This is a genomic window from endosymbiont of unidentified scaly snail isolate Monju (assembly GCF_000801295.1).
Classification (GTDB): Bacteria; Pseudomonadota; Gammaproteobacteria; order Chromatiales; family Chromatiaceae; genus MONJU.
Map to the genome: position 1 here is coordinate 1889122 of NZ_AP012978.1, position 21545 is coordinate 1910666.

A 21545-nucleotide genomic window follows, 5' to 3' on the forward strand; every position below is an offset into this window, starting at 1 on the left:
CGTGCCTGCCTCGCATACCTGCCCCTTTCCTTTCGACATAGTCATGCCGGACGGGAAAGGCAAGGCTCACGGCTGATAGAATATGTCGCCAATCACACCACGAGAATCGCACGAGATGAAACGCAAGACGTACAAGGATCTGGTGGCCGAGATCACGCCGCACATCAAGGAATGCTTTCCCTGGGACGTCGAGGAGCGCATGGAGCGAGGCGACGATCTGCTGTTCCTGGACGTGCGCGAGACCCACGAATACGACACCATGCACATCGAGGGCTCGCTGAACGTGCCACGCGGCATCCTCGAGACCGCCGTGGAATGGGATCACGAGGAAACCGAACCGGAGCTGGTCAAGGCACGTAACCGCCAGGTCGTGGTGGTCTGCCGATCGGGCAGCCGCAGCGTCTTCGCCACCTGGACCCTGATGCAGATGGGCTACAAGTACGTCACTTCGCTCAAGACCGGCCTGCGCGGCTGGAACGAGTACGACCTGCCGTTGGTGGACCTGGAAGGCAACCGCATCGACCCCGAGGTGGGCGACCGCTATTTCGCCAACAAGCTGCTCGACTACCAGCGCAAGCCGGCGGACTGGGTCGAACCCGAATAGGCCCTGGACCGAAGGGTTCGCGGCGGGAACGCCGTTCCCACGTGTAGGAGGCCCGTCCCCGGGCCGAACCATTCGCGGCGAGAACGCCGCGCCTAACGCGGAAACCCCGCTCCGGAACCCGTCAGCATGGGCTTGGCGTAGACCACCGCGTCCTCCCGCTCGTGACGTTCGTGCGGGTAGTAACCCTTGCGGCGACCGATCTCGCAGAAACCTTCCGACTCGTAGAGCGCACGCGCAACGTGGTTGCTGGCGCGCACCTCGAGGTAGACGGTGTCGGCATCCTTCTCGCGCGCGATGCGCAACATGCGCCGCAGCAGGCGACGCCCCAGGCCGCGTCCCTGCCAGTCGGGGGCCACGCAGAGGTTGAGCAGGTGGGCCTCACCGGCACCGGTGGACAGCACCGCATGGCCTGCCAGCTCGCCGGCAAACTCGGCAACCATGCAGTGATACCCGACACGCAGACAGTCGCGCAGGATGCCCATGCTCCAGGGATGTGAATAGGCGGCGCGCTCGTTGACGAATACCGCGCCGAGATCGCCCTCGCGCATCGCCCGCAACGTGGGTTGCAGCTCCTGGATGACCGCGCTCATGACACGTCTCCCTGTAGCTCGCGCCACACCGCCTGCAGGTCGATCCAGGCCTTGGCCTTCTCCTCGGGGCGGCGCAGCAGATAGGCAGGATGGTAGGTCACGCGCAGCGGCGTTTCCCGGTAATGGTGCACACGCCGGCGCAGACGCCCCACCGCCTCGTCGGTCTCGAGCAGGTTCTTGGCCGCCACACCGCCGACCGAGAGGATGAACTCGGGTTGCACCAGGGCGATCTGCCGGTCCAGCCAGCCACGGCAGGCGACCACTTCCTCGGCGCGCGGATCGCGGTTACCGGGCGGACGGCACTTGAGGACATTGGCGATATAGGCCTGATCGCGCGACAGACCGATGGCCTCGAGCATGCGATCGAGCAACTGCCCGGCCCGACCGACGAAGGGCTCGCCCTGCCGATCCTCTTCAGCGCCGGGGGCCTCACCGATGACCATCAGGCGGGCATTGCGGTCGCCCACCCCGAACACGGTCTGGGTACGTGTCTCGCACAGACCACAGGCGCGACAACCGGCGACCGCTGCGGCCAGGCCGTCCCAGTCGAGGCTTGCCGGATCGATAGCGGGCACGGCCGGCACCTGATCCATGGCAGGCGTCGCTGGGGCAGCCGCTGGCGCAGCGGGGGGCGACTCGACCGGCAGGGGCGTCTCGGGAGGCGCTACGCTCGTCGCCTCCGGCGACATTTCTTTCGTCGGTGCCGGAGCGGGATCACGGGCAGGGGCTTCGCGCTGCACCCACAGCTCGATGCCCATACCTCGCAGACAGGCCCGGCGCCGCGCGTCCAACATGTCGACCTAGACGTCCGCAGCGCCCTGCGGGTGTGCCCGCTGGCCGGCATCCAGCAGCTTGTTGCAGCCATTGATGTAGGCCTTGGCCGAGGCAATGACGATATCGGTATCCGCGCCCTGCCCCATCACCAGACGCCCGCCCTTCTCCAGACGTACCGTCACCTCGCCCTGGCTGTCGGTGCCGCTGGTGATGGCGTTGACCGAGTACAGCTTGAGATCGGCCCCGGTCTGTACCAGCGCCTCGATGGCCTTGTAGGCGGCATCTACCGGGCCGCTGCCCTCGGCGGCAGTGGTCTGTTCCTCTCCATCGATGCTCAGGGTGAGCTCGGCACGCGGGGTCTCGCCGGTCTCGGAGCAGACGCGCAAGGCCATCAGCTTGACCCGTTCGTTGATCTTCTCCAGCCCCCTGTCCGTAACCAGGGCCTGAAGGTCCTCGTCGAAGATCTCGTGCTTCTTGTCGGCCAGCTCCTTGAAGCGGGCGAAGGCCTCGTTGAGCTCCTCCCCGGTCTCGAGGTGGATGCCCAGCTCCTCGAGCCGGGTGCGGAAGGCGTTGCGGCCGGAATGCTTGCCCAGCACCATGCGGTTGTGACTCCAGCCCACATCCTCGGCACGCATGATCTCGTAGGTCTCGCGGTGCTTGAGCACTCCGTCCTGGTGGATGCCCGACTCGTGCGCAAAGGCATTGGCGCCGACGATGGCCTTGTTCGGCTGCACCGGGAAACCGGTAATGTTGGATACCAGGCGCGAGCACGGCACGATCTGGGTAGTGTCCAGCCGGGTGTCGCAGTCGAACACGTCCTGGCGGGTACGCACTGCCATGACCACCTCTTCCAGCGAGGCGTTGCCGGCGCGCTCACCCAGGCCGTTGATGGTGCATTCCACCTGGCGCGCACCGTTCATCACCGCCGACAACGAGTTGGCCACCGCCAACCCCAGGTCGTTGTGACAGTGCACCGAGAAGATGGCCTTGTCGGCATTGGGGATGCGCTCGATCAGCTGGCGGATGGTCTCGCCGAACTGCCAGGGCATGTTGTAGCCCACGGTGTCGGGCACGTTGATGGTGGTCGCGCCGGCATCGATCACCGCCTCGAAGATGCGGCACAGGAAGTCGAGATCGGAACGCCCCGCGTCCTCGGCCGAGAACTCCACGTCGTCGGTGTAGCGGCGCGCGTGCTTCACCGCCCACACTGCCTGTTCGACCACCTGGTCGGGGCGCATGCGCAGCTTGCGCTCCATGTGTACCGGTGAGGTGGCAATGAAGGTGTGGATCCGTCCCGAGGCGGCGTTCTTCAGCGCCTCGCCAGCACGGTCGATGTCCTTCTCCAGCGCGCGCGCCAGGCCGCAGACCGTGGACTCGGTGACCGTCTCGGCCACCGCCTTGACCGCCTCGAAGTCGCCCGGGCTGGCGATGGGAAAACCGGCCTCGATCACGTCCACGCGCATCTTTTCAAGGGCGCGCGCGATGCGGATCTTCTCGTCCCGGGTCATGGACGCGCCAGGACTCTGCTCGCCGTCGCGCAGGGTGGTGTCGAAGATGATGAGTTGCTTGCTCATGTGCTGCTCCAGCCAGACCCTCTGGGCCTGTTGCCTGATTGATTCATTGATGCTGTTCGGATGTGGCGATTGTCTGGCCCTCGCCCGGGCGCTTGCTGTTCTCTGCCCCTCAGGGCAGCAGCAGATCTGGCAGGGCAGTGTGCAGGCGAACGCCGGGACCGAGGGCCCGGGTGAGAAAACCGGCTTGTCGAACGCTGTCGAGTCGCATGTCAGTTCGCCCGAAAGGTGGTCCTGGAATATAGCCCACTCAGCCACCACCTGCCAAGCCTCGCCGCCGCCAGAGCTTGCGCAGGGCAACCATGGGGCCGGAAAGGGTGTACCCCAGGAACACCGCGAACAGCACCATCGGCGGGTCTGTCAGTACCACGGCAAACCCCAGCGCCAGCCCAACCAGCACAAAGAACGGCACCTTGCCACGAAAATCCACCTGCTTGAAGCTGTAGTAGCGCAGATTGCTGACCATCAGCAGGCCGGCCGCCAGCGTGAGCAGCAGGGCGAGCCAGGCCACCCGGCCAGAGGTGATGTCATTGTCTACCGCCACCCAGACGCTGCCGGCCATCACGGCCGCCGCCGAGGGACTGGGCAGGCCGGTGAAGTAGCGCTTGTCGGCGGTGGCGATGGCGGAGTTGAACCGCGCCAGGCGCAGGGCCGCACCGGCGGTATAGATGAATGCCGCCAGCCAGCCCAAACGTCCCAGGTCCGCCAGCGCCCACTGGTACATGACCAGTGCCGGCGCCAGACCGAAGGCCACCATGTCCGACAGGCTGTCGTATTCGGCGCCGAAGGCGGTCTGGGTATTGGTCATGCGCGCCACTCGACCGTCCAGGCCATCGAGCACCATGGCCACGAAGATGGCGATTGCCACCTTCTCGAACTGCCCGTTCATTGATACCAGCACGGCATAGAAACCGCTGAACAGCGCCGCGGTGGTGAACAGGTTGGGCAGCAGGTAGATGCCGCGCGCACGCCGGGGGCGTTCGCTCTCCAGTGAAGCCACCTTGGGGGTTTCCTTGTGCGAGTTCATAGGGCGCAGTATAGAAAAAAGGCCGCAACGATGCGGCCTTTCATCGAGTCGCAGTCGCGAACTCAGTTCTTCGACTTGTCCACGAGTTTCTGGATCCAGGGCATCATGGCACGCAGTCGGGCGCCGACCTGCTCGATCGGATGCTCGGCATTGAGACGCCGACGCGCGGTCATCTCGGGATAGTTGGCCTGCCCTTCCTGGATGAAGCGCTTGGCGTACTCGCCGGTCTGGATGTTGCGCAGACACTCGCGCATGGCGGCACGCGACTGCTCGTTGATGATCTTCTCGCCGGTGACGTATTCGCCGTACTCCGCATTGTTGGAGATGGAGTAGTTCATATTGGCGATGCCGCCCTCGTACATCAGGTCGACGATCAGCTTGAGCTCGTGCAGGCACTCGAAGTAGGCCATCTCCGGTGCATATCCGGCCTCGACCAGGGTCTCGAAGCCGGCCTTGACCAGCTCCACGGTACCGCCACAGAGCACGGCCTGCTCGCCGAACAGGTCGGTCTCGGTCTCGTCCTTGAAGGTGGTCTCGATGATACCGGTACGACCGCCACCGATGGCCGAGGCATAGGACAGCGCGATGTCCTTTGCCTGACCCGAGGCGTCCTGGAACACGGCGATCAGGTCAGGGATGCCGCCGCCCCTGGTGAACTCGTTGCGCACCGTGTGGCCCGGGGCCTTGGGCGCAATCATGATCACGTCCAGGTCCTCGCGCGGAACGATCTGGTTGTAATGGATGGCAAAGCCGTGAGCGAAGGCCAGTGCGGCACCTTCCTTCAGGTTGGGTTCGATCTGCTCGCGGTAGAGCTTGGCCTGGAACTCGTCGGGGGTGAGCACCATCACCAGATCGGCCTCGGCTACCGCCTCCTCCACGGTCTTGACCGTGAGGCCCGCGGCCTCGGCCTTGGCGACCGAGGGCGAACTGGCACGCAGGCCGACGCGCACGTCCACACCCGAGTCCTTGAGGTTGTTGGCATGCGCATGCCCCTGCGAGCCATAGCCGAGAATGGCGACCTTCTTGCCCTGAATGATGGAGAGGTCGCAGTCCTTGTCGTAGTAGATATTCACTGCCATAGGATGGATTCCTTCGGATTCGTTGATGAAACAGTTCAGACGTGCAGGGTCAGGCGCTTGCCACCACGCGCAATGCCCAGCGGACCGGAACGCACCGTCTCGATGATCAGCTCGTCGTCCACCGCCTGGATGAAGGCGTCGAGCTTGGCGCCGTCACCAGTCATCTCGATGGTGTAGGAATTCCCGGTCACGTCAATGATGTTGCCGCGGAAGATATCAGCCAGGCGCTTGAGTTCCTCGCGCATGGCCCCCTCGGCACGGACCTTGATCATCATCAGCTCGCGCTCGATGTGCGGTCCCTCGGAGAGATCCACCAGCTTGACCACGTCGATCAGCTTGTTCAGCTGCTTGGTGATCTGTTCGATGATGTTCTCGTCGCCGCGGGTGACCAGGGTCATGCGCGAAAGCGTGGCATCCTCGGTGGGCGCCACGGTGAGCGACTCGATGTTGTAGCCGCGCGCAGAGAACAGCCCGGATACCCGCGAGAGCGCGCCGGCCTCGTTCTCGATGAGAATCGAAATGATGTGTCGCATCAGGCCAACTCCCTCTCGGACGACAGGTGGGGCGACATGTGCATTTCATGATGGCCCTTGCCGGCCTCGATCATGGGATACACGTTCTCCTCGGGGTCGATGATGATGTCCATGAACACCAGCTGATCCTTCATGCCAAAGGCCTCGCGGTAGGCGGCCTCGAGATCGGCGGGGTTCTCGATGCGCATGCCGACATGGCCATAGCTCTCGGCGAGCTTGCAGAAATCGGGCAGCGCATCGACATAGGAATGTGAATAGCGGCCGTCGTAGAAGAACTCCTGCCACTGGCGCACCATGCCCATGTAGCCATTGTTGAGCAGCAGGATCTTGATCGGCAGGTCGTACTGCTTGCAGGTGGCCAGCTCCTGGATGCACATCTGGATGCTGGCCTCGCCAGTGATACAGGCCACCTCGGCCTCGGGATACGCCTGCTTGACCCCCATCGCTGCCGGCAGGCCGAAGCCCATGGTGCCCAACCCACCGGAATTGATCCAGCGGCGCGGCTTGTCGAAGGGATAGAACTGGGCAGCGAACATCTGGTGCTGGCCGACATCCGAGGTCAGGTAGAACTCGTCGTCACGGGTGACCTTGTACAGCGTCTCAACCGCGAACTGCGGCTTGATGACCCTGTCGCTGGCGTCGTAAGACAGGCACTTGACCGCGCGCCAGGCCTCGATGCGCTCCCACCACTGCGCCAGGGCATCGCGGTCGGGTTCACACTTGAGCTCGTCGATCAGACGCAACATGTCGGCGAGCACGCTCTTGACCTGGCCGACGATGGGCACGTCCACACGCACCGTCTTGGAAATGGAGGCCGGATCCACGTCGATGTGGATGATCTTCGCATGCGGGCAGAAGTGCGCGATCTTGCCGGTCACCCGGTCGTCGAAGCGCGCGCCGATGGCGATCAGCACGTCGGTCTCGTGCATCGCCATGTTGGCCTCGTAGGTACCGTGCATGCCCAGCATGCCCAGGAACTGCGGATCGGTGGCCGGGAAGGCGCCCAGGCCCATCAGCGTCTGGGTGGTCGGGAAACCGGTCTTCTTCACCAGCTGGCGCAGTTCTTCCGAGGCCTCGCCGAGCACCACGCCACCACCGGTATAGATGATGGGCCGCTTCGCCGACATCATCAAGTCGACCGCCTTGCGGATCTGCCCCAGGTGCCCGCGCTCCACCGGGTTGTAGGAGCGCATCTCGATCTTCTGCGGGTACTCGTAGGGGATGCGGATGTTCGGGTCGGTGACGTCCTTGGGGATGTCGACCACGACCGGCCCGGGCCGCCCCGAGGTAGCGATGTAGAAGGCCTTCTTGATGGTCTCGGCCAGATCCTCGACACGCTTCACCAGGAAATTGTGCTTCACGCACGGGCGGGTGATGCCGACGGTATCAACCTCCTGGAAGGCATCGGAACCGATGACCGGCGTCGGCACCTGGCCAGTGAGCACCACCAGCGGGATGGAGTCCATGAAGGCGGTGGCAATACCGGTCACCGCATTGGTCGCACCGGGACCGGAGGTCACCAGCACCACGCCGGGCTTGCCGGTGGCGCGGGCATAACCGTCCGCGGCATGGGTAGCGGCCTGTTCGTGACGCACCAGGATGTGGCGCACCTCGTTCTGCTGGAACAGGGCGTCGTAGATGTGCAGTACGGCGCCGCCAGGATAACCCCAGACGTACTCGACGCCCTCGTCCTTCAGTGCCTGGACGACGATCTCGGCCCCACTCAGTTCCACCTTGTGACCTCCGAAGACATGGAATACCCTCTGTGCACGAGGGAACAAACCCGGAATTTCCGGGCGCAATTGGAGCATGGCAAGTTACTGATATGGGTCGCACAGGTCAATAGTTGCGCACCTGAAAATCCGCCATCGGACGGGACACACCATGAAATACGCCGTTCATCTGCTGGGCCTGGTCTGCCTGCTGCCGGTCGTGGCAACAGCCCGGGTATACAAGTGGCAGGATGCCGACGGCAATACCGTTTATTCGCAACTGCCGCCTCCGCCCGAGGTGGAGACCGAAACCGTAGCCCCACCGCCCCCGCCTCCCCAGCCCCCCGAACAGAGCCTGCAGCAGTTGCGCGAGATGGACCGCCGCCTGGACGCAGTGCGCCAACGCCGCGCCCAGGAACAGACGAAACGACGCCAGGAGACCAGCCGCGCCGAACGACTGCGCCAGCAATGCGACCAGGCACGGACATCGCTGCGCGAACTCGAACGCATACCGTTGCCGCTGGTACCCGACGGACACGGCGACTATCGGCGGATGCCTGCCGAGGAACGGGAAGCCGAGCTGGAACGATTGCGCAGCATCATCACCGAAGTGTGTCGCTGAGGCGGCCTCCTGACAAGCCTGGAGCGATGAGCTCGCCGCACAGGCGTCCATCGTCGCTCACTCCGACCAGGCGCACCGGACACCGGCGGTTCTCCAGCGGCTCCCGGGACGCGATCAGGACACGCAGGTAGTTGGGCGTATAGCCGCTCCACATCCCGCTCTCCCGGTCGCGCCCCTCGACCAGCACCTCGCATTCCCGACCGATCTGATCGCGCAGGATCTCGCCGCGCAAGCGCGCAGCCAGCGCGTGCAACTGCTGGCTGCGCTCGCGCTGCACCGCACGCGGCACCGGGTCGGGCAGCGTGGCGGCCTTGGTCCCCTCGCGCGGCGAGAAGGCAAAGATGTGCACATGGGCAAAGCGCGCCTGCTCGACGAAGTCCAGGGTCTGCGCCCATTCCTCGCTGCTCTCTCCCGGGAAACCGACGATGATGTCGGTAGTGACCTGCAGGTCCGGCACCCGCGCCCTGCCCGCTTCGATCAGGGCCAGGAACTCGCCACTGCGGCAACGCCGCGACATGCGCCGCAACACCGAGTCGGCGCCCGACTGCATGGGCAGATGCAGATGCGGCATCAGCCGCCGATCGGCGAACAGGCCCCAGAACCCCTCGGGCAGGTCCCAGGGCTCGAGCGAGCCCAGGCGAATGCGCGGCATGTCGGTGCGCTCGAGCACCGTCGCCACCAGGTCATACAACGACTGGCTCCGATCGCTGCCATAGCCGCCCAGGTGGACCCCGGCAAGCACCACCTCCTGCACCCCCTCGGCCTCCAGGGCAGCGATCTCGGCGACCACCTCGTCGACCGGCCGGCTGCGCTCCTCGCCGCGTGCCAGGGTCACCACGCAATAGGTGCAGCGGTAACGGCAACCGTCCTGTACCTTGACAAAGGCGCGTTGCCGGCCGCGCGCGAACAGCGCCACCTCATCGGGCTCGGCAGCGATACGCGGCATCACCGGCAGGTCGAGTTCACGGCGAGCGATCGCCACCAGCTGATCCTTCTCGTGATTGCCGACCACCAGATCCACCCCCAGGTCGGCGGCAGCCTGCTCGGGCGAGAGCGCGGCATAGCAACCGCTCATCACCAGCTTTGCCGTGGGGTTGGCACGGTGCGCACGGCGTACCAGGTTGCGCGACTTGCGAACCGACTCGGCGGTCACTGCACAGGTGTTGACCACCAGGATATCGGCCTCGGCCGGGTCACTGGTCGGCTCAATGCCGGCACGCCGAAACTCCCGTGCCCAGGTCTCGAGTTCGGCCTCGTTGAGTCGGCACCCCAGTGCCTGCAGATGGACGCGCATGAGTGTGATAGCGTTGACGGGTTGAATTCCCGATTGTAGCGTCCCGCGCCTTGTGAGTACGGACAGGAACCGCATGGAAAGACTGCTCGCGCTGTTTCACCAACACCCTGACGACTTTCTGGCCGCCGGCCTGCTGCTGGCACTGGGGCTGCTCGCCCTGGGCCTCTGGCTGGGGCAGCGGCGGGCACACCGCCTGCAACAACGACTGGATGCAGCACTCGAGGCACAGCAGGAACGACTGGCGCAGTTGCAGGACACGTTCTCCGAGCGTCTGCACCACGAGGCCCAGGTACTGCTCGCCGGCCAGCAGCACGGCCTGCAGAGCACCCAGTCGCTGCTCGGCGAGCGCATCGGCACGGTCGAGAAGGCGCTGCTGCGCGAACAGGGCGCACTGCGGCTCGACCTGGTCGAACGCTTCGAGCAGCAGCACAAGGCACTGCGCGAGGACACGGGCGGGGCCCGCCTGGCCCAGCAACGCCACCTGGCCGAGCTGCGCGAGCGTGTCGAACAGGCGCTCAACGCCCACCGCGAGGCCTTCGAACGGCTGCAGCGCGAGGCCATCACCGGCCAGCAGAAGACACTGTCGGACAACCTCGAGGCGATGAGCCGACAGATCCGTGAGTCCTTCCGCGCCAGTGCCGAGGAGCTGGGCAAGCGCGTCGAGACACTCACCCGTACCACCGACGAGCGCTTGCGCGAGATCAGCGGCCAGGTGGAGAAGCGCCTGGCCGACGGCTTCGAGAAGACCACCGAGACCTTCACCCGGGTGCTCGAGCACCTCAGCCGCATCGACGAGGCGCAGAAGAAGATCACCGAGCTGTCGGGCAACGTGGTCAGCCTGCAGGAGGTGCTCACCGACAAGCGTTCGCGCGGCGCCTTCGGCGAGGTGCAACTCGAGGCCCTGGTACGCAACATGCTGCCCGAGGACAGTTTCGAATTGCAGGCCACACTGAGCAACGGCAAGCGCGTCGATTGCCTGCTGCACCTGCCCGCCCCTACCGGCAAGGTCCCCATCGACGCCAAGTTCCCGCTCGAAAGTTACCAGCGCATGCAGGACTTCGATGCCCCCCCGGCCGAGCGCAACGCCGCAGCCGCCCAGTTCCGTCGCGACATCCAGAAACACATTCGCGACATCGCCGAGAAATACCTGATTCCCGGCGAGACTGCCGATGGCGCGGTGATGTTCATCCCCGCCGAGGCGATCTTCGCCGAGATCCACGCCCACTTCCCCGAGCTGGTCGAGACCGCCCAGCGCGCGCGGGTCTGGATGGTCTCGCCCACCACCCTGATGGCGGTGCTCACCACCGCGCGTGCCGTGCTCAAGGACGACGCCACGCGCAAGCAGATCCACATCATCCAGGAACACCTGCACATGCTCTCCAAGGACTTCGGCCGCTTCCAGGAACGCATGGACAAGCTGGCCAAGCACATCGAGCTGGCGCACAAGGACGTCGAGCAGGTACACACCTCGGCACGCAAGATCAGTTCACGCTTCCAGAAGATCGAGCGCGTGGAGATCGCACCCGACGAGGCCCTGGAACTGCTCGACGGGCCGGAAGGCACAGAGGACTGACCGCCCGCGCCCAGCGAGGCCAACCGGACCGGGGGGGCGGATCGTTCGCGGCGGGGACGCCGCTCCTACGTGTAGGAGATGCCCGAAACGCCCCCACACACCCCGCCCTCGATGCCCGAACTGTGCTATTCTTCCGCGCCCGGACGACGGCGCCCTGGAAGAGGCGAAGCCGAAAGCCGAGTCAGATCGAGTGATCGACGCACATCTGGAGAGGTGCCAGAGAGGCCGAATGGGCTTGACTCGAAATCAAGTGATCCCTTGCGGGATCCGTGGGTTCGAATCCCACCCTCTCCGCCAATACACAAAGGCCCCGATCAGGGACCTTTGTCGTGTCAGGAGAGGGTCGGGATGAGAAGCCACGCCGGGTTCGACAAGCCAGCGCAACCGCGCTGGCGCAGGACGCCGGAGCAACGCGACGGCGCCCCGAAGGGGTGAGGCCGCAGGCCGAATCAATCCCACCCTCTCCGCCAATACACAAAGGCCCCGATCAGGGGCCTTTGTCGTGTCAGGAGAGGGTCGGGATGAGAAGCCACGCCGGGTTTCGACAAGCCAGCGCAACCGCGCTGGCGCAGGACGCCGGAGCAACGCGACGGCGCCCCGAAGGGGTGAGGCCGCAGGCCGAATCAATCCCACCCTCTCCGCCAATACCAAAGGCCCCGATCAGGGGCCTTCTGTTTTCCTCCGCTCTGGTAACAGCCTGCGCAGGGGCCCGCCCTCGGGGTATCCTTGACCCATGAACATCGACACCGCTTTCATCACGGGAACCAGCTCCGGCCTCGGCCGGGGACTGTGCGAGACACTGCTGGATGACGGCTGTACCGTCTTCGGTTGCAGCCGGCGGCCTTCGGCGTTGCCGGGGCTACAGCATGCGCGCTGTGATCTGCGCGATCACGAAACCGTACCTGGATGCCTGGCCACCTTGCTCGAACCGGCCGAACGGCTCGATCTGGTAGTGCTCAACGCCGGGGTACTGGGACGCATCGAACTGCTGCACCGCCTGCCGCTGGACGAGGCCAAGGCCGTGATGGAGGTCAACCTCTGGTCGAACAAGACGGTGATGGACTGGCTGCACACCCGGGGCCGGCCGGTTCGCCAGGTGGTGATGATCTCGTCGGGCGCCGCCGTACTGGGCAACAAGGGCTGGGGGGCCTATGCCCTGTCCAAGGCGGCACTCAACATGCTGGCAAAGCTGTACGCGCACGAGTTTCCCGATACGCACATTTGCGCACTGGCGCCCGGCATCATCGACACCACGATGATGGACCACCTGTGCGACGAGGCCGATGCCGATGCCTTTCCCGCTCTGCAACGGCTGCGCGCAGCACCGAGGCGATGCCGGCGCCGCACGAGGCGGCACGCCGGATCCTGTCGGTGCTCCCCGCCCTGCGCGAGCAGCCGAGCGGCAGTTTCGTGGACATCCGTCAGCTGATCGACCCGGAAGGCTATGCCCGACTCTATGGAAAAGGCTGAGCCGCCTCAGTCGTCTTCCGGCACCGCCCCCTGCCCAATCCCCTCGACGGCGCGACGTCAGAAGGTGTGCCGCAGGCTGAGATAAAGCGTGTTGTCGTCCACGCTGGGTGAGCGGTAATCGCCCACCGGGTGCGCCCATTCGAACCGCAGGCGGGTACGGCCGTTTTCTCCCCAGCGGCGAGAGACCTCGCCCCCCAGCCCCAACGCGGCCAGGCGGCTGTCGGTGACTGCCCCCGGAACCTTGTTGCCAACCCAGGCGACATCGGCAAAGGGGCCAGGCTCGAGCGACCAGCCGGACACGCGATCGAAGGTGTGCGCATATTCCAGGCTCAGCGCCCAGGCCATGCTCGCCCGTGCTCTCGGCCGGTTCGAAGCCGCGCACGCTGCCCTGGCCGACCGATGGCGAACAGGTCGGACGACAACAGCTCATTCGAGGCACGCTGGGCACGCAGGACACCCGTCAGCACGTCGCTGTCGCGCAGCTGATAACGGCCCACCCCTTCGAGGGTGAATATCCAGGCGCGTGGATCGCCACTGGCGCGGGTGGCATCGGCTTCGCCGCGCGCATCGGCATTCAGCCAGCCCACCCCGCGGGAGATCCGCATCCCGGCATAGAGCACATGCCGATAGCCCCGGTCGAGCAGGTTGCCCTCGATGAACACCCGGGTGATGCGATCGTCGGTATCGGGCAGCCCGGCCAGGAAGGAGCGGTGCCGCCGGTGCTCGAAACCGGTGCGCAACTCGCTGCGGAACTGCACCGTATTGAGCAATGCGCTGGACAGTGCCAACCCCCAGATGTCGGACTTGCCCGTGGCACGCAATGCTGCCAGGCGGTCGCCGATGCTGTTCTCGGAACGCAGCCACCGCCCTTCCAGGCGCAGGTTGTGCAGACCAATGGGGCTGACGAATCCCAGCCGCGCAGTCTTGAGTTCCTTGTTCGACTTGCGCAGTTGCAACGAGAAGGTCTCGCCCAGGCCCAGCAGGTTGCTCTTGTGGAGGTCGACGCTGAACACCCAGCGGCCGGTGAGCTCGCTGCCGTAATTGTCCAGACCGACCTGCTGTCGATCGTCGTCGGCCGGGACGATCGACAGGCGCAGATCGGTGGTCCCCGGTGCCTGCCCCCGGCGCAGGTTGAGTGAACCGCGCAGGTTACCCAGCGCGTTGATGTCCTGCACCACGCTCTCTGCCGTGCGTTCGGTAAACACCTCGCCGGACTTCAAGCGCCGGGCCATGGCCTCGGCAACAAAGGGACGCAAGCCCCCCTCGTTGCGAATATCGACCTGTCCGATGCGCCCGAGCACGATGCGCACCTCGAGTACACCGTCGGCCAGGGACTGTGGGGGGGGTGACGACCTTGACCAGGGGATAACCCAACCGGTAGTGCAAGGCGGTGAGATCGTACTTGAGTCGCGCCAGGTCCTCGCGGGTGAGGTCGCGCCCGATGTAGGGCCGTGCCGCCGCATCCAGAGCATCGCGGTCGATTACCAGATCGCCGGAAAAGGTGATGCGACGCACATGGGCAAAGGGTTCCTGGCCATCGGCCGGTGCCTGAAATGCGCCTGGCGCAGGGCCTTTTTCCGATTCGACCGGCTGCTCCAACGGAGCCGGCATGCCCTGGGCCGGCCGGTCCACCACACCGGGCAAGGCCGAGGCAGGCAACGGTGTGGCGCCACTGGCCACCTGACCATGGCCGGCGATCAGGAACAGCAGCCAGGCGGCCATCCTTCCCCGGTTCCGTTTCACACCTTCCATACGCATAATTTCTCCACTTCTTCCGGAACCGCCATCAGGCAACCAGGTGCCCAGCATAACGTCGGCGCCCGTGAAACGCTACTCCCCCAGGGGCTCGTCACCCCTGTCGTCCGCGACAGGGGTGCAACCGCCGTTCACGAACTGTTCACAGAAGGTCGCCGACGCATCTCCTGGACCCGCCGCCGTGGGCGGCAGAGCATCGGGATCGAAGTCGTGCGGCAACCTGGCCAATTGCCCACCCGTCGGGAGCGGCGGCTCGAAATCGAGACCGGTGATCAGATCGCCCGCTGGCGTAAACCCGCTGGGTCGCCCGCCGGGCTGTCCCGGGTCACGTGATGCCTCTTTCTCCCGCTGTTGCTCGTGCACGCGGGCCAGTTCCGATTGTCCAGCAACTTCACCTTCGCTCGGCGGTGCCGGATCGGGTGCCGGGGCCGGATCAGGGATCGGAGCCGGATCAGGGATCGGAGCCGGATCAGGGATCGGAGCCGGATCAGGGATCGGAGCCGGATCAGGGATCGGAGCCGGATCAGGGACCGGAGCCGGATCAGGGACCGGAGCCGGATCAGGGACCGGGGCCGGATCAGGGACCGGAGCCGGATCGGACGCCGGGCCACGGGGTTCATGATCTTCGATCACCAGTTGTGCCAGCCGGGTTCCCGGCTGCCAGGGCTGTTCACCACGGGTCACCGGATCGCAGGCGCCATCAGCGCACTGCTGGTACCGGGTATCACTGCCCTGTGCCAGGGCGGTACCGGAACCCGGCGCTTGTGCACGAGGCAGATCGCCGCCGCGCAGTTGCAGCTGGCCGGGCGCACCCGGTGAACCCGCGATCAGGCGGGTGCGTGCCTCGGACTGATCGTCTCCCGCGCTGTTGCGCACCTCGCTGCCGATGCGTCCTTGCAGGTCGAGATGTTGCCCGGCCACTTCCAGCCCGGCGCGGATCGGGGCCTGGGAAGTCGTGGATCCGTTCGCAGTTTTCATCACGTGGCCACGAGCGCTGGCCAGCAGATCGCTGCCGGCACCGGTCTGGACGCTGCCGCTGTCGGCGGCCAGCAGCAGGTCGGCCATCGCCAGGGCCTGCTCATCGCTACCCGTGGCGTTCGGCACTCCGGCTCGGGCGAGGACGCCCAAGCGCCCGGCGGCCGAGAGCGCCATCCCGGTGCCATCGGCCCCGTAGGCGAGGAGATCGGCCGTTGCCTGGGCGTCACTCTGCGTGGCCTCGGCATCGGCGACCACGTCCAGCCCGCGACCGGTGACATCGATGCTCAGGTGATCGCCTTCGATCCCCAGGTCTGCCAACGCATACCCTTCGCTTGCGGCATCACTGAGCGCCTCCACAAGCAGACCTTGCGGAACCGTCAGTGACAGCTGCCCTTCGGCCGCCAGGGCCAAGGCGGCATCGGCGATGCCGATCCGGCCTCCCGCACCCGGGGACTGATTACTGGCCGCACGCACACTCAGGTGCCCCCCATCGACAACCATGTCGCCGGCGGCCTGCAAGACACCCGCCGCTGCGGCCTCGCAGCCGTAGCCGTCCGGGGCCGTATCAGCCCGCACGATAACATCCCAGTCACCGTGGAAGCCGAGTGTGCCATCGGCCCGGAATCCGCCCAGTGCGTAAGCCGAGGCCAGGTCTGCTCCGGCGGCCTGGCTATGCACAGCAAGCCCGCTGCCGGGCGCTATCGTCACATTACGCCCGATACCGGCCATCAGAGCATCGGCCTGCGGGCCGTTGGCCCATGCATTCACGCCGAAGTCACCAGCCAGCGCCAGATCACCCTGCCTCGCCACCGCACTCACGGCAGCCGCCAGGTCGGCTGCGGTGTGGCGGCTGCCAGGGCTTGTGTCATAAGCCGCAATATCGCCACCCATCACCAGCCCCCCCAAGGCCACACCGTCTGCGTCGGCCTGGATCGTCACACGGTCGCCAGCATTGCCGATGCGAATATCTGCCGGGGAAGCGAACAGGCCAAGCGACACTGCCTCGCCCGCGGCCAGGACGTAGCTGAGCGCCTGGCTGCGCACCGAGAGATCACCACTGAACAGCACGCCGGGAAGACTGCCAACCCCTCCCAGGCCGACCACGCCAAACAGGGAAGCGGCACTGGCCTCGAGATCGGAGACGACCCGGCTGGTGATCGTGGTGTCGGTGGAGACCACGGTCACCTGCTCGCCGACAATCCCGCCGAGGCTGTTGGCCACCGCCGAGGCATTGCCTTCGGCATTGGCGTGCGAACGCACGGACAGCTTGCCGGCCATCAGCGTATCGCGACTGCGGTCAGCCCCGCCCGCCGGGAGATTCATGCCGGTATCACTGCCGATCAGCGCCTCGGAGACAGCCTCGACGAGATGCTTGCGACTGAACCGGGTATTGGCGCCCCGCCCCCTGGCGTCCGACGTCACGGCCAGGGTACCGGTCACCTCCGTCTCGCCTGCCACACCGAGCAGCCGTGCGGAGGAAATGGCATGCGCCGAGCCCGTGCTCTCCTCTTCGACCCGGGCCAGGCTGTAGACATCGATATCACCCTCGAAAGACAGATTGCCCCGCCCGTCTTCACCGGCGCGCATCGTCAACTGCGCGGTGGCACGTCGGTTGCCGGCATCACCCTGCTGCTGCGAATGCACCTCGAGGTCGGCCAGCAGGCGAATGTGTCTGGCCGCCCGCACGGTGACCGCTACCCGCCCGCTCTGATCTGTCCCCTGGGACCTCGCCTCGATCACCGAGGCCGAGGCGTCCCCCGGCAGGCGCACGCTGCGCCCGGCCTGGAGCTGCACGTCCACATCGCTACGTGCGCCCTGCTGACGCGAGGAGGCGATGATGTGCGCACCATCCAGGGCGATGTCACGGCCTGCCTCCAGGCCGACCCCCACGATGCCGCGCTGACTGTCCAGCTGGGAACGCGCCACCGTCTCGGTGCCATGCAGCAGGAGGTCGCCGGCCGCGCTCATGCGTACCCGGACCTCCCCCTGTCCACCATTGTTGCGGGTGGTCGCGATCAGCTGCGTGCCTTTCGTTTCCAGGTCGGCACCAGTGGAGCCGACACGGATCACTGCCCGCGCCGCGCCACCATTGTTTTCCGCCTGGGCCTCGAGTTGTGAGTCGTTCAGGCTCGCATGTCCGGCACTCTCGAGCACGAGCTTCGCCCGCCCCGTGCCGCCGTTGCGGTTCGCCATCGCCTGCAAAGTGCTGCCCTTGGACCAGACCCGACGATCCGCACGAATGCGGATACTGGCTTCCGCGTCGCCCGATTGTTGGTTGGCCCGCGCCGTGAGTTGTGCATCGTGCAGGCGGACATTGCCGGCCGACCGCACCTCGATGGTGGTGGCATCGATCACGCCGTCGAGATTGACGACATCGGTCACTGCCTGGTGCGCCATGCGAGCCGTGATCAGCACCTCGCCCCCGCGCAGCCTGCCGTCGGCCCGCACGCCGGTCTCACCCTGCCAGGCTCCCAGGGTGGAAGGATCGACAGTAAAGGTGATGATGTCGTCACCGCGCAGGTCCAGAGCCAGGCCTTCCAGCCCCTCCTGCGCATCGCGGTTGCGCAAGCGCAAGGTGGCGTCCGTGGCCGACGCCAGGATCACCTGTCCCAGTTGTGCACGCACCACGCCGACATTGGCAACCTGTGGCGCCATGAGCACGGCAAAGCCGTCGTCGCTGGTCACGATGCGCCCACGGTTGATCACCCTGGCGCCATCGGCAGTCCCCCCGGCCTCGAGCCGGAAGGTGACCTTGCCGTTGGCGTTGTGCAGATCACGGATGTCGGAGGTGGTGGCCAGCAGGGCGCCGACATTCACCTGGGCACCGGCGCCAAAGGTGATCCCCGCATTGTTGATCAGGAACACCGTGCCATCGGCAAACAGCTTGCCGTCGAAGCGCGTGGCGCCGCCCGGCCCGTGGCCATTACCCAGGATCTTGTTGACGACGACCGCGCTGTTCGCCTGGTGGAAACGCACCGTCTCGGCGGCTGTGGTGTCGAAACTGTTCCACTCGATGCGCGCATACGACGAGGTCTGATCGATCACCGTGCGTTGCCCGGCACCCTCGACAGAAACGCTGGCTGCCCCTTCGACAATACTGCGCAACTGCGGTGCGCTCGGGGCGACGGCGCTGGCAAAGACCAGCAGCCCGCCGATGAGTATACGGATACAGATGTTGATCTCACAACCATTGACCTTGCGACGACGCCAGTGAAAACACTGCTTCTCGATATTGAACATTCCTTGCCCCTTGCGACCTATACCGCTTCCCTTCTTGTAACAAAGCCAACGGCATATATGTGATGTACATCACATTATAGGGCAGCGCGAGGCAAAGGAAAGGGGTTGCAGGGAAATCAGTCAAACAATTTCCCTGCAACCCCAAAATACTCGCAACCAATTGATTATATTGTTATTAATTCCACTCAGTCGACAATAAACAAGACCCTATACGCCGGGTTTCACTGCACAACTTATTTACTTGTCAGGGTTTCCATGTACTTCCACATCAGGGTTCCAATGTAGTCATTCATGGGGGTTTCACTGTAGTTTCGACATGGGGGTTTCACTGTATTTTTCCGCGGACACGGAAAATCACCGCAGATCGACCACCACGCGTCCGCGCACCTGGCCCGCCAGGATGCGTTCAGCCAGCGCCGGCAGATCCTCCAGCCGCGCCACCTGACGGATCGCAGCCAGGTGTTCACGGGGCAGGTCGCGCGCCAGTCGCTCCCAGGCCGCCTGGCGCCGCTCACGCGGACACACCACCGAGTCCACGCCACGCAGGGACACGTTGCGGAGGATGAAGGGCATCACCGTGGTAGACAGCTCGTGACTACCGGCCAGGCCACACGCCGCCACCGCGCCACCGTAACGCAGCTCGGCCAGGGTGCGCGCCAGGAGCACGCCCCCCACGGTGTCCACCGCCCCGGCCCAGCGCTGGCTCTCCAGCGGGCGCGGCGGCGCACTCATCGCCTCGCGCGGCAGGATCTCGGCCGCCCCCCAGTTCGCGCAGCCAGTCGGCGCCCTCCGGACGCCCGGTAAGCGCGGTGACCTCGTACCCGGCAGCCGAGAGCAGCGCCACTGCCAGCGAGCCCACCCCGCCCGAGGCCCCGCTGACCAGCACCGGCCCCGCGTCCGGCTTCACGCCAGCCTCCTCGAGGGTCAAGACGCACAGCATCGCGGTCAGGCCCGCGGTGCCCAGGGTCATGGCATCGAGCGCGTCCAGACCGTCGGGAAGCGGGACCAGCCATTCCGAACGCACCCGTTGGCGCTGGCTGAAGCCCCCCCAGTAGCGCTCGCCCACTCCCCAGCCGGTGAGCAGCACCGCGTCGCCCGGCTGCCAGTCGGGCGAATCCGATGCCAGCACCCGACCGGCCAGGTCGATCCCCGGCACCATCGGCCATTCACGCACCACCTTGCCCCGACCGGTGATCGCCAGCCCGTCCTTGTAGTTGAGGCTGGAATACGCCACCTCGACCAGGACATCGCCTTCCGGCAGATCGGCCTCGCTCAGCGTGCGTATCTGCGCCTGGGTGGCTCCCTCGTCGTCTCGCTCCAGCACCAGTGCCCGAAATGTCTCGCTCATGTTTCTGACCTCTGTTTGTTGCTCGTTATCCTCACCCCGGTCCTCCCCACGCATCGTGGACAGGAGATGACGGTGACATGATGGCCGCCTGCATCACCCCCCCGTACGCAACCCGGCGGTATTCCAGCAGTCCAGCGCCGCCCCCAGGGCGGCATCCGCCTCTCCTTCGCAAGCGAGGGTGTCTCGTCCCTGAGCAGCATCGGGTGTCGCCCTTCGCGACACCCTCCAGGCGGGAGGACCGCCAGAAGAACATTGATATGCCCTCCCGTCACGGTCAATACGAAAACTCAATGCTTGCGGCAATCGGCTCGCCCGCTACCATTGCCCCATGCCGAATTCCCCCCACCCCGACCGCCGCCTTGCGGTGGCCCCCATGCTCGATTGGACCGACCGCTGGTGCCGCTATTTCCTGCGCCAGATCAGCCGGCAGACCCTGCTCTATACCGAAATGGTCACCACTGGGGCGCTGCTGCACCGCGAACCGGCCCGCTTCCTGGACTTTCACCCACAGGAGCAGCCGCTGGCCCTGCAACTCGGCGGCAGCGAACCGGCCGCGCTCGAACGCTGCGCACGACTGGCGACCGACTGGGGCTACGACGAGCTGAACCTGAACATCGGCTGCCCCTCCGACCGGGTGCAATCGGGTCGCTTCGGCGCCTGCCTGATGGCCGAGCCCGAACTGGTGGCGGAATGCGTGGTGGCGATGCGCGAGGGCTTCCCCGGCCCGGTCACGGTCAAGCACCGCATCGGCATCGACGACATGGACGACTACGACGACATGACACGTTTCGTCGAGCGGGTCGCAAACGCCGGCTGCGAGACCTTCATCGTGCATGCACGCAAGGCCTGGCTGTCGGGCCTGAGTCCGAAGGAGAACCGCGAGGTGCCCCCGCTGCGCTACGAGCAGGTGTACCGGCTCAAGCAGGACTTCCCCGCCCTGGAGATCGTGATCAACGGTGGCATCACCTCGCTCGACCAGGCGCTGGAGCACCTGACCCGGGTAGACGGGGTGATGATGGGTCGCGCGATCTATCACGACCCCTGGCTGCTGGCCGGGGCCGACCGGCGCCTCTTCGGGCACGACAGCGCACCGGCCTCGCGTCGCGCGGTGGTGCTGGGCATGCGCGAATTCATCGAGGCCGAACTGGCCAGCGGGGTGCGCCTGCATCGCATCACCCGGCACATGCTGGGCCTGTTCGCCGGGCTGCCCGGGGCACGCCACTGGCGGCGTCACCTGTCGCAACACGCCAACCGTCCCGATGCGGGCTGGCACATCGTGGAGCAGGCGCTGGCGGCGATCCGCGAGCCCTCTTGAACCCCCTCCTCCCGGCCCCATCTCTCTGTCAGCCGAACAAGGACCGCAGAGGAGAACGGA

General features: G+C 65.8%; 15 protein-coding genes, 1 tRNA gene and 3 pseudogenes. 6 read left to right on the forward strand and 13 right to left on the reverse strand.

The genetic code is table 11. From position 1 onward, the window contains the following. The first annotated feature begins 115 nt into the window (after positions 1 to 115). Positions 116 to 604, forward strand: a complete 489-nt coding sequence (locus tag EBS_RS09045; protein ID WP_043108352.1) for a rhodanese-like domain-containing protein — start codon at positions 116 to 118, stop codon at positions 602 to 604. 92 nt (positions 605 to 696) lie between these two features. Here the strand turns inward: EBS_RS09045 and rimI are convergent, their stop codons facing one another. The 7 genes from rimI to EBS_RS09080 all read right to left on the reverse strand — a co-directional run bounded on the left by rimI (position 697) and on the right by EBS_RS09080 (position 7911). Continuing rightward, complete coding sequence (gene rimI / locus EBS_RS09050) at positions 697 to 1194, reverse strand: ribosomal protein S18-alanine N-acetyltransferase (protein WP_043108354.1); 498 nt, start codon at positions 1192 to 1194, stop codon at positions 697 to 699. Continuing rightward, entirely contained in the window at positions 1191 to 1988 is a 798-nt protein-coding gene (locus EBS_RS09055) for a uracil-DNA glycosylase (RefSeq protein ID WP_043108356.1), read from the reverse strand. The genes rimI and EBS_RS09055 overlap by 4 nt, the downstream gene beginning before the upstream one ends. Positions 1989 to 1994: 6 nt before the next feature. Further along, on the reverse strand, positions 1995 to 3542 hold the full coding sequence (locus EBS_RS09060; RefSeq protein WP_043108357.1) for a 2-isopropylmalate synthase: 1548 nt from the start codon (positions 3540 to 3542) through the stop codon (positions 1995 to 1997). A gap of 247 nt (positions 3543 to 3789) precedes the next feature. After that, positions 3790 to 4566: a CDP-diacylglycerol--serine O-phosphatidyltransferase gene (gene pssA / locus EBS_RS09065; protein ID WP_052199457.1), complete on the reverse strand. Its 777-nt coding sequence runs from the start codon at positions 4564 to 4566 to the stop codon at positions 3790 to 3792. Between the two features lie 62 nt (positions 4567 to 4628). Next, positions 4629 to 5639 carry a ketol-acid reductoisomerase gene (gene ilvC, locus EBS_RS09070; RefSeq protein WP_043109599.1) on the reverse strand — a complete coding sequence of 337 codons (1011 nt, stop codon included), beginning with the start codon at positions 5637 to 5639 and terminating at the stop codon, positions 4629 to 4631. A 41-nt stretch (positions 5640 to 5680) separates the two neighbouring features. After that, positions 5681 to 6178: an acetolactate synthase small subunit gene (gene ilvN / locus EBS_RS09075; RefSeq protein WP_043108359.1), complete on the reverse strand. Its 498-nt coding sequence runs from the start codon at positions 6176 to 6178 to the stop codon at positions 5681 to 5683. Beyond that, positions 6178 to 7911 carry an acetolactate synthase 3 large subunit gene (locus EBS_RS09080; protein ID WP_043108361.1) on the reverse strand — a complete coding sequence of 578 codons (1734 nt, stop codon included), beginning with the start codon at positions 7909 to 7911 and terminating at the stop codon, positions 6178 to 6180. Before EBS_RS09080 ends, ilvN begins: the two co-directional genes overlap by 1 nt. A 151-nt stretch (positions 7912 to 8062) precedes the next feature. Here EBS_RS09080 and EBS_RS13050 point away from each other — a divergent pair, with 151 nt between their 5' ends. After that, on the forward strand, positions 8063 to 8512 hold the full coding sequence (locus EBS_RS13050; protein ID WP_052199458.1) for a DUF4124 domain-containing protein: 450 nt from the start codon (positions 8063 to 8065) through the stop codon (positions 8510 to 8512). Here the strand turns inward: EBS_RS13050 and mtaB are convergent. Next, positions 8493 to 9806, reverse strand: a complete 1314-nt coding sequence (mtaB, locus tag EBS_RS09090) for a tRNA (N(6)-L-threonylcarbamoyladenosine(37)-C(2))-methylthiotransferase MtaB (protein ID WP_052199459.1) — start codon at positions 9804 to 9806, stop codon at positions 8493 to 8495. The two genes, EBS_RS13050 and mtaB, sit on opposite strands and share 20 nt — an antisense overlap. Before the next feature lie 73 nt (positions 9807 to 9879). Between mtaB and rmuC the strand changes: the two genes are divergently transcribed. From rmuC to EBS_RS09105, 3 genes and pseudogenes are all read left to right on the forward strand, one after another. Then, positions 9880 to 11379, forward strand: a complete 1500-nt coding sequence (gene rmuC / locus EBS_RS09095; protein ID WP_052199460.1) for a DNA recombination protein RmuC — start codon at positions 9880 to 9882, stop codon at positions 11377 to 11379. A gap of 207 nt (positions 11380 to 11586) precedes the next feature. After that, a tRNA-Ser gene (locus EBS_RS09100) sits at positions 11587 to 11676 on the forward strand. Positions 11677 to 12112: 436 nt separating this feature from the next. Continuing rightward, a pseudogene (locus EBS_RS09105) lies at positions 12113 to 12849 on the forward strand (SDR family NAD(P)-dependent oxidoreductase). 57 nt (positions 12850 to 12906) lie between these two features. Here EBS_RS09105 and EBS_RS09110 read toward each other — a convergent pair. From EBS_RS09110 to acuI, 5 genes and pseudogenes are all read right to left on the reverse strand, one after another. Further along, positions 12907 to 13194 carry a hypothetical protein gene (locus tag EBS_RS09110; protein ID WP_043108362.1) on the reverse strand — a complete coding sequence of 96 codons (288 nt, stop codon included), beginning with the start codon at positions 13192 to 13194 and terminating at the stop codon, positions 12907 to 12909. Further along, positions 13179 to 14159: a ShlB/FhaC/HecB family hemolysin secretion/activation protein gene (locus tag EBS_RS09115; protein WP_043108363.1), complete on the reverse strand. Its 981-nt coding sequence runs from the start codon at positions 14157 to 14159 to the stop codon at positions 13179 to 13181. Before EBS_RS09115 ends, EBS_RS09110 begins: the two co-directional genes overlap by 16 nt. Before the next feature lie 40 nt (positions 14160 to 14199). Beyond that, positions 14200 to 14658, reverse strand: a pseudogene (locus EBS_RS14990) (POTRA domain-containing protein); the annotation flags it as partial. A 21-nt stretch (positions 14659 to 14679) separates the two neighbouring features. After that, positions 14680 to 18822 (reverse strand): two-partner secretion domain-containing protein, encoded by a 4143-nt coding sequence (locus tag EBS_RS13055; protein ID WP_052199461.1) that lies wholly within the window; start codon positions 18820 to 18822, stop codon positions 14680 to 14682. A 354-nt stretch (positions 18823 to 19176) separates the two neighbouring features. Continuing rightward, positions 19177 to 20170 (reverse strand): annotated as a pseudogene (acuI, locus tag EBS_RS09125) (acrylyl-CoA reductase (NADPH)). Between the two features lie 328 nt (positions 20171 to 20498). Here acuI and dusA point away from each other — a divergent pair. Beyond that, positions 20499 to 21485, forward strand: a complete 987-nt coding sequence (dusA, locus tag EBS_RS09130) for a tRNA dihydrouridine(20/20a) synthase DusA (RefSeq protein WP_070104735.1) — start codon at positions 20499 to 20501, stop codon at positions 21483 to 21485. Positions 21486 to 21545 lie beyond the last annotated feature (60 nt).

Bases quoted from the DNA above. Each gene is read 5' to 3' on its own strand.
- EBS_RS09110 (WP_043108362.1), bottom strand. From the start codon at position 13,194: ATGGCCTGGGCGCTGAGCCTGGAATATGCGCACACCTTCGATCGCGTG.
- EBS_RS09055 (WP_043108356.1), bottom strand. From the start codon at position 1,988: ATGTTGGACGCGCGGCGCCGGGCCTGTCTGCGAGGTATGGGCATCGAG.
- EBS_RS09060 (WP_043108357.1), bottom strand. From the start codon at position 3,542: ATGAGCAAGCAACTCATCATCTTCGACACCACCCTGCGCGACGGCGAG.
- ilvN (WP_043108359.1), bottom strand. From the start codon at position 6,178: ATGCGACACATCATTTCGATTCTCATCGAGAACGAGGCCGGCGCGCTC.
- dusA (WP_070104735.1), top strand. From the start codon at position 20,499: ATGCCGAATTCCCCCCACCCCGACCGCCGCCTTGCGGTGGCCCCCATG.
- pssA (WP_052199457.1), bottom strand. From the start codon at position 4,566: ATGAACTCGCACAAGGAAACCCCCAAGGTGGCTTCACTGGAGAGCGAA.
- EBS_RS09045 (WP_043108352.1), top strand. From the start codon at position 116: ATGAAACGCAAGACGTACAAGGATCTGGTGGCCGAGATCACGCCGCAC.
- mtaB (WP_052199459.1), bottom strand. From the start codon at position 9,806: ATGCGCGTCCATCTGCAGGCACTGGGGTGCCGACTCAACGAGGCCGAA.
- rmuC (WP_052199460.1), top strand. From the start codon at position 9,880: ATGGAAAGACTGCTCGCGCTGTTTCACCAACACCCTGACGACTTTCTG.
- EBS_RS13050 (WP_052199458.1), top strand. From the start codon at position 8,063: ATGAAATACGCCGTTCATCTGCTGGGCCTGGTCTGCCTGCTGCCGGTC.
- rimI (WP_043108354.1), bottom strand. From the start codon at position 1,194: ATGAGCGCGGTCATCCAGGAGCTGCAACCCACGTTGCGGGCGATGCGC.
- EBS_RS13055 (WP_052199461.1), bottom strand. From the start codon at position 18,822: ATGTTCAATATCGAGAAGCAGTGTTTTCACTGGCGTCGTCGCAAGGTC.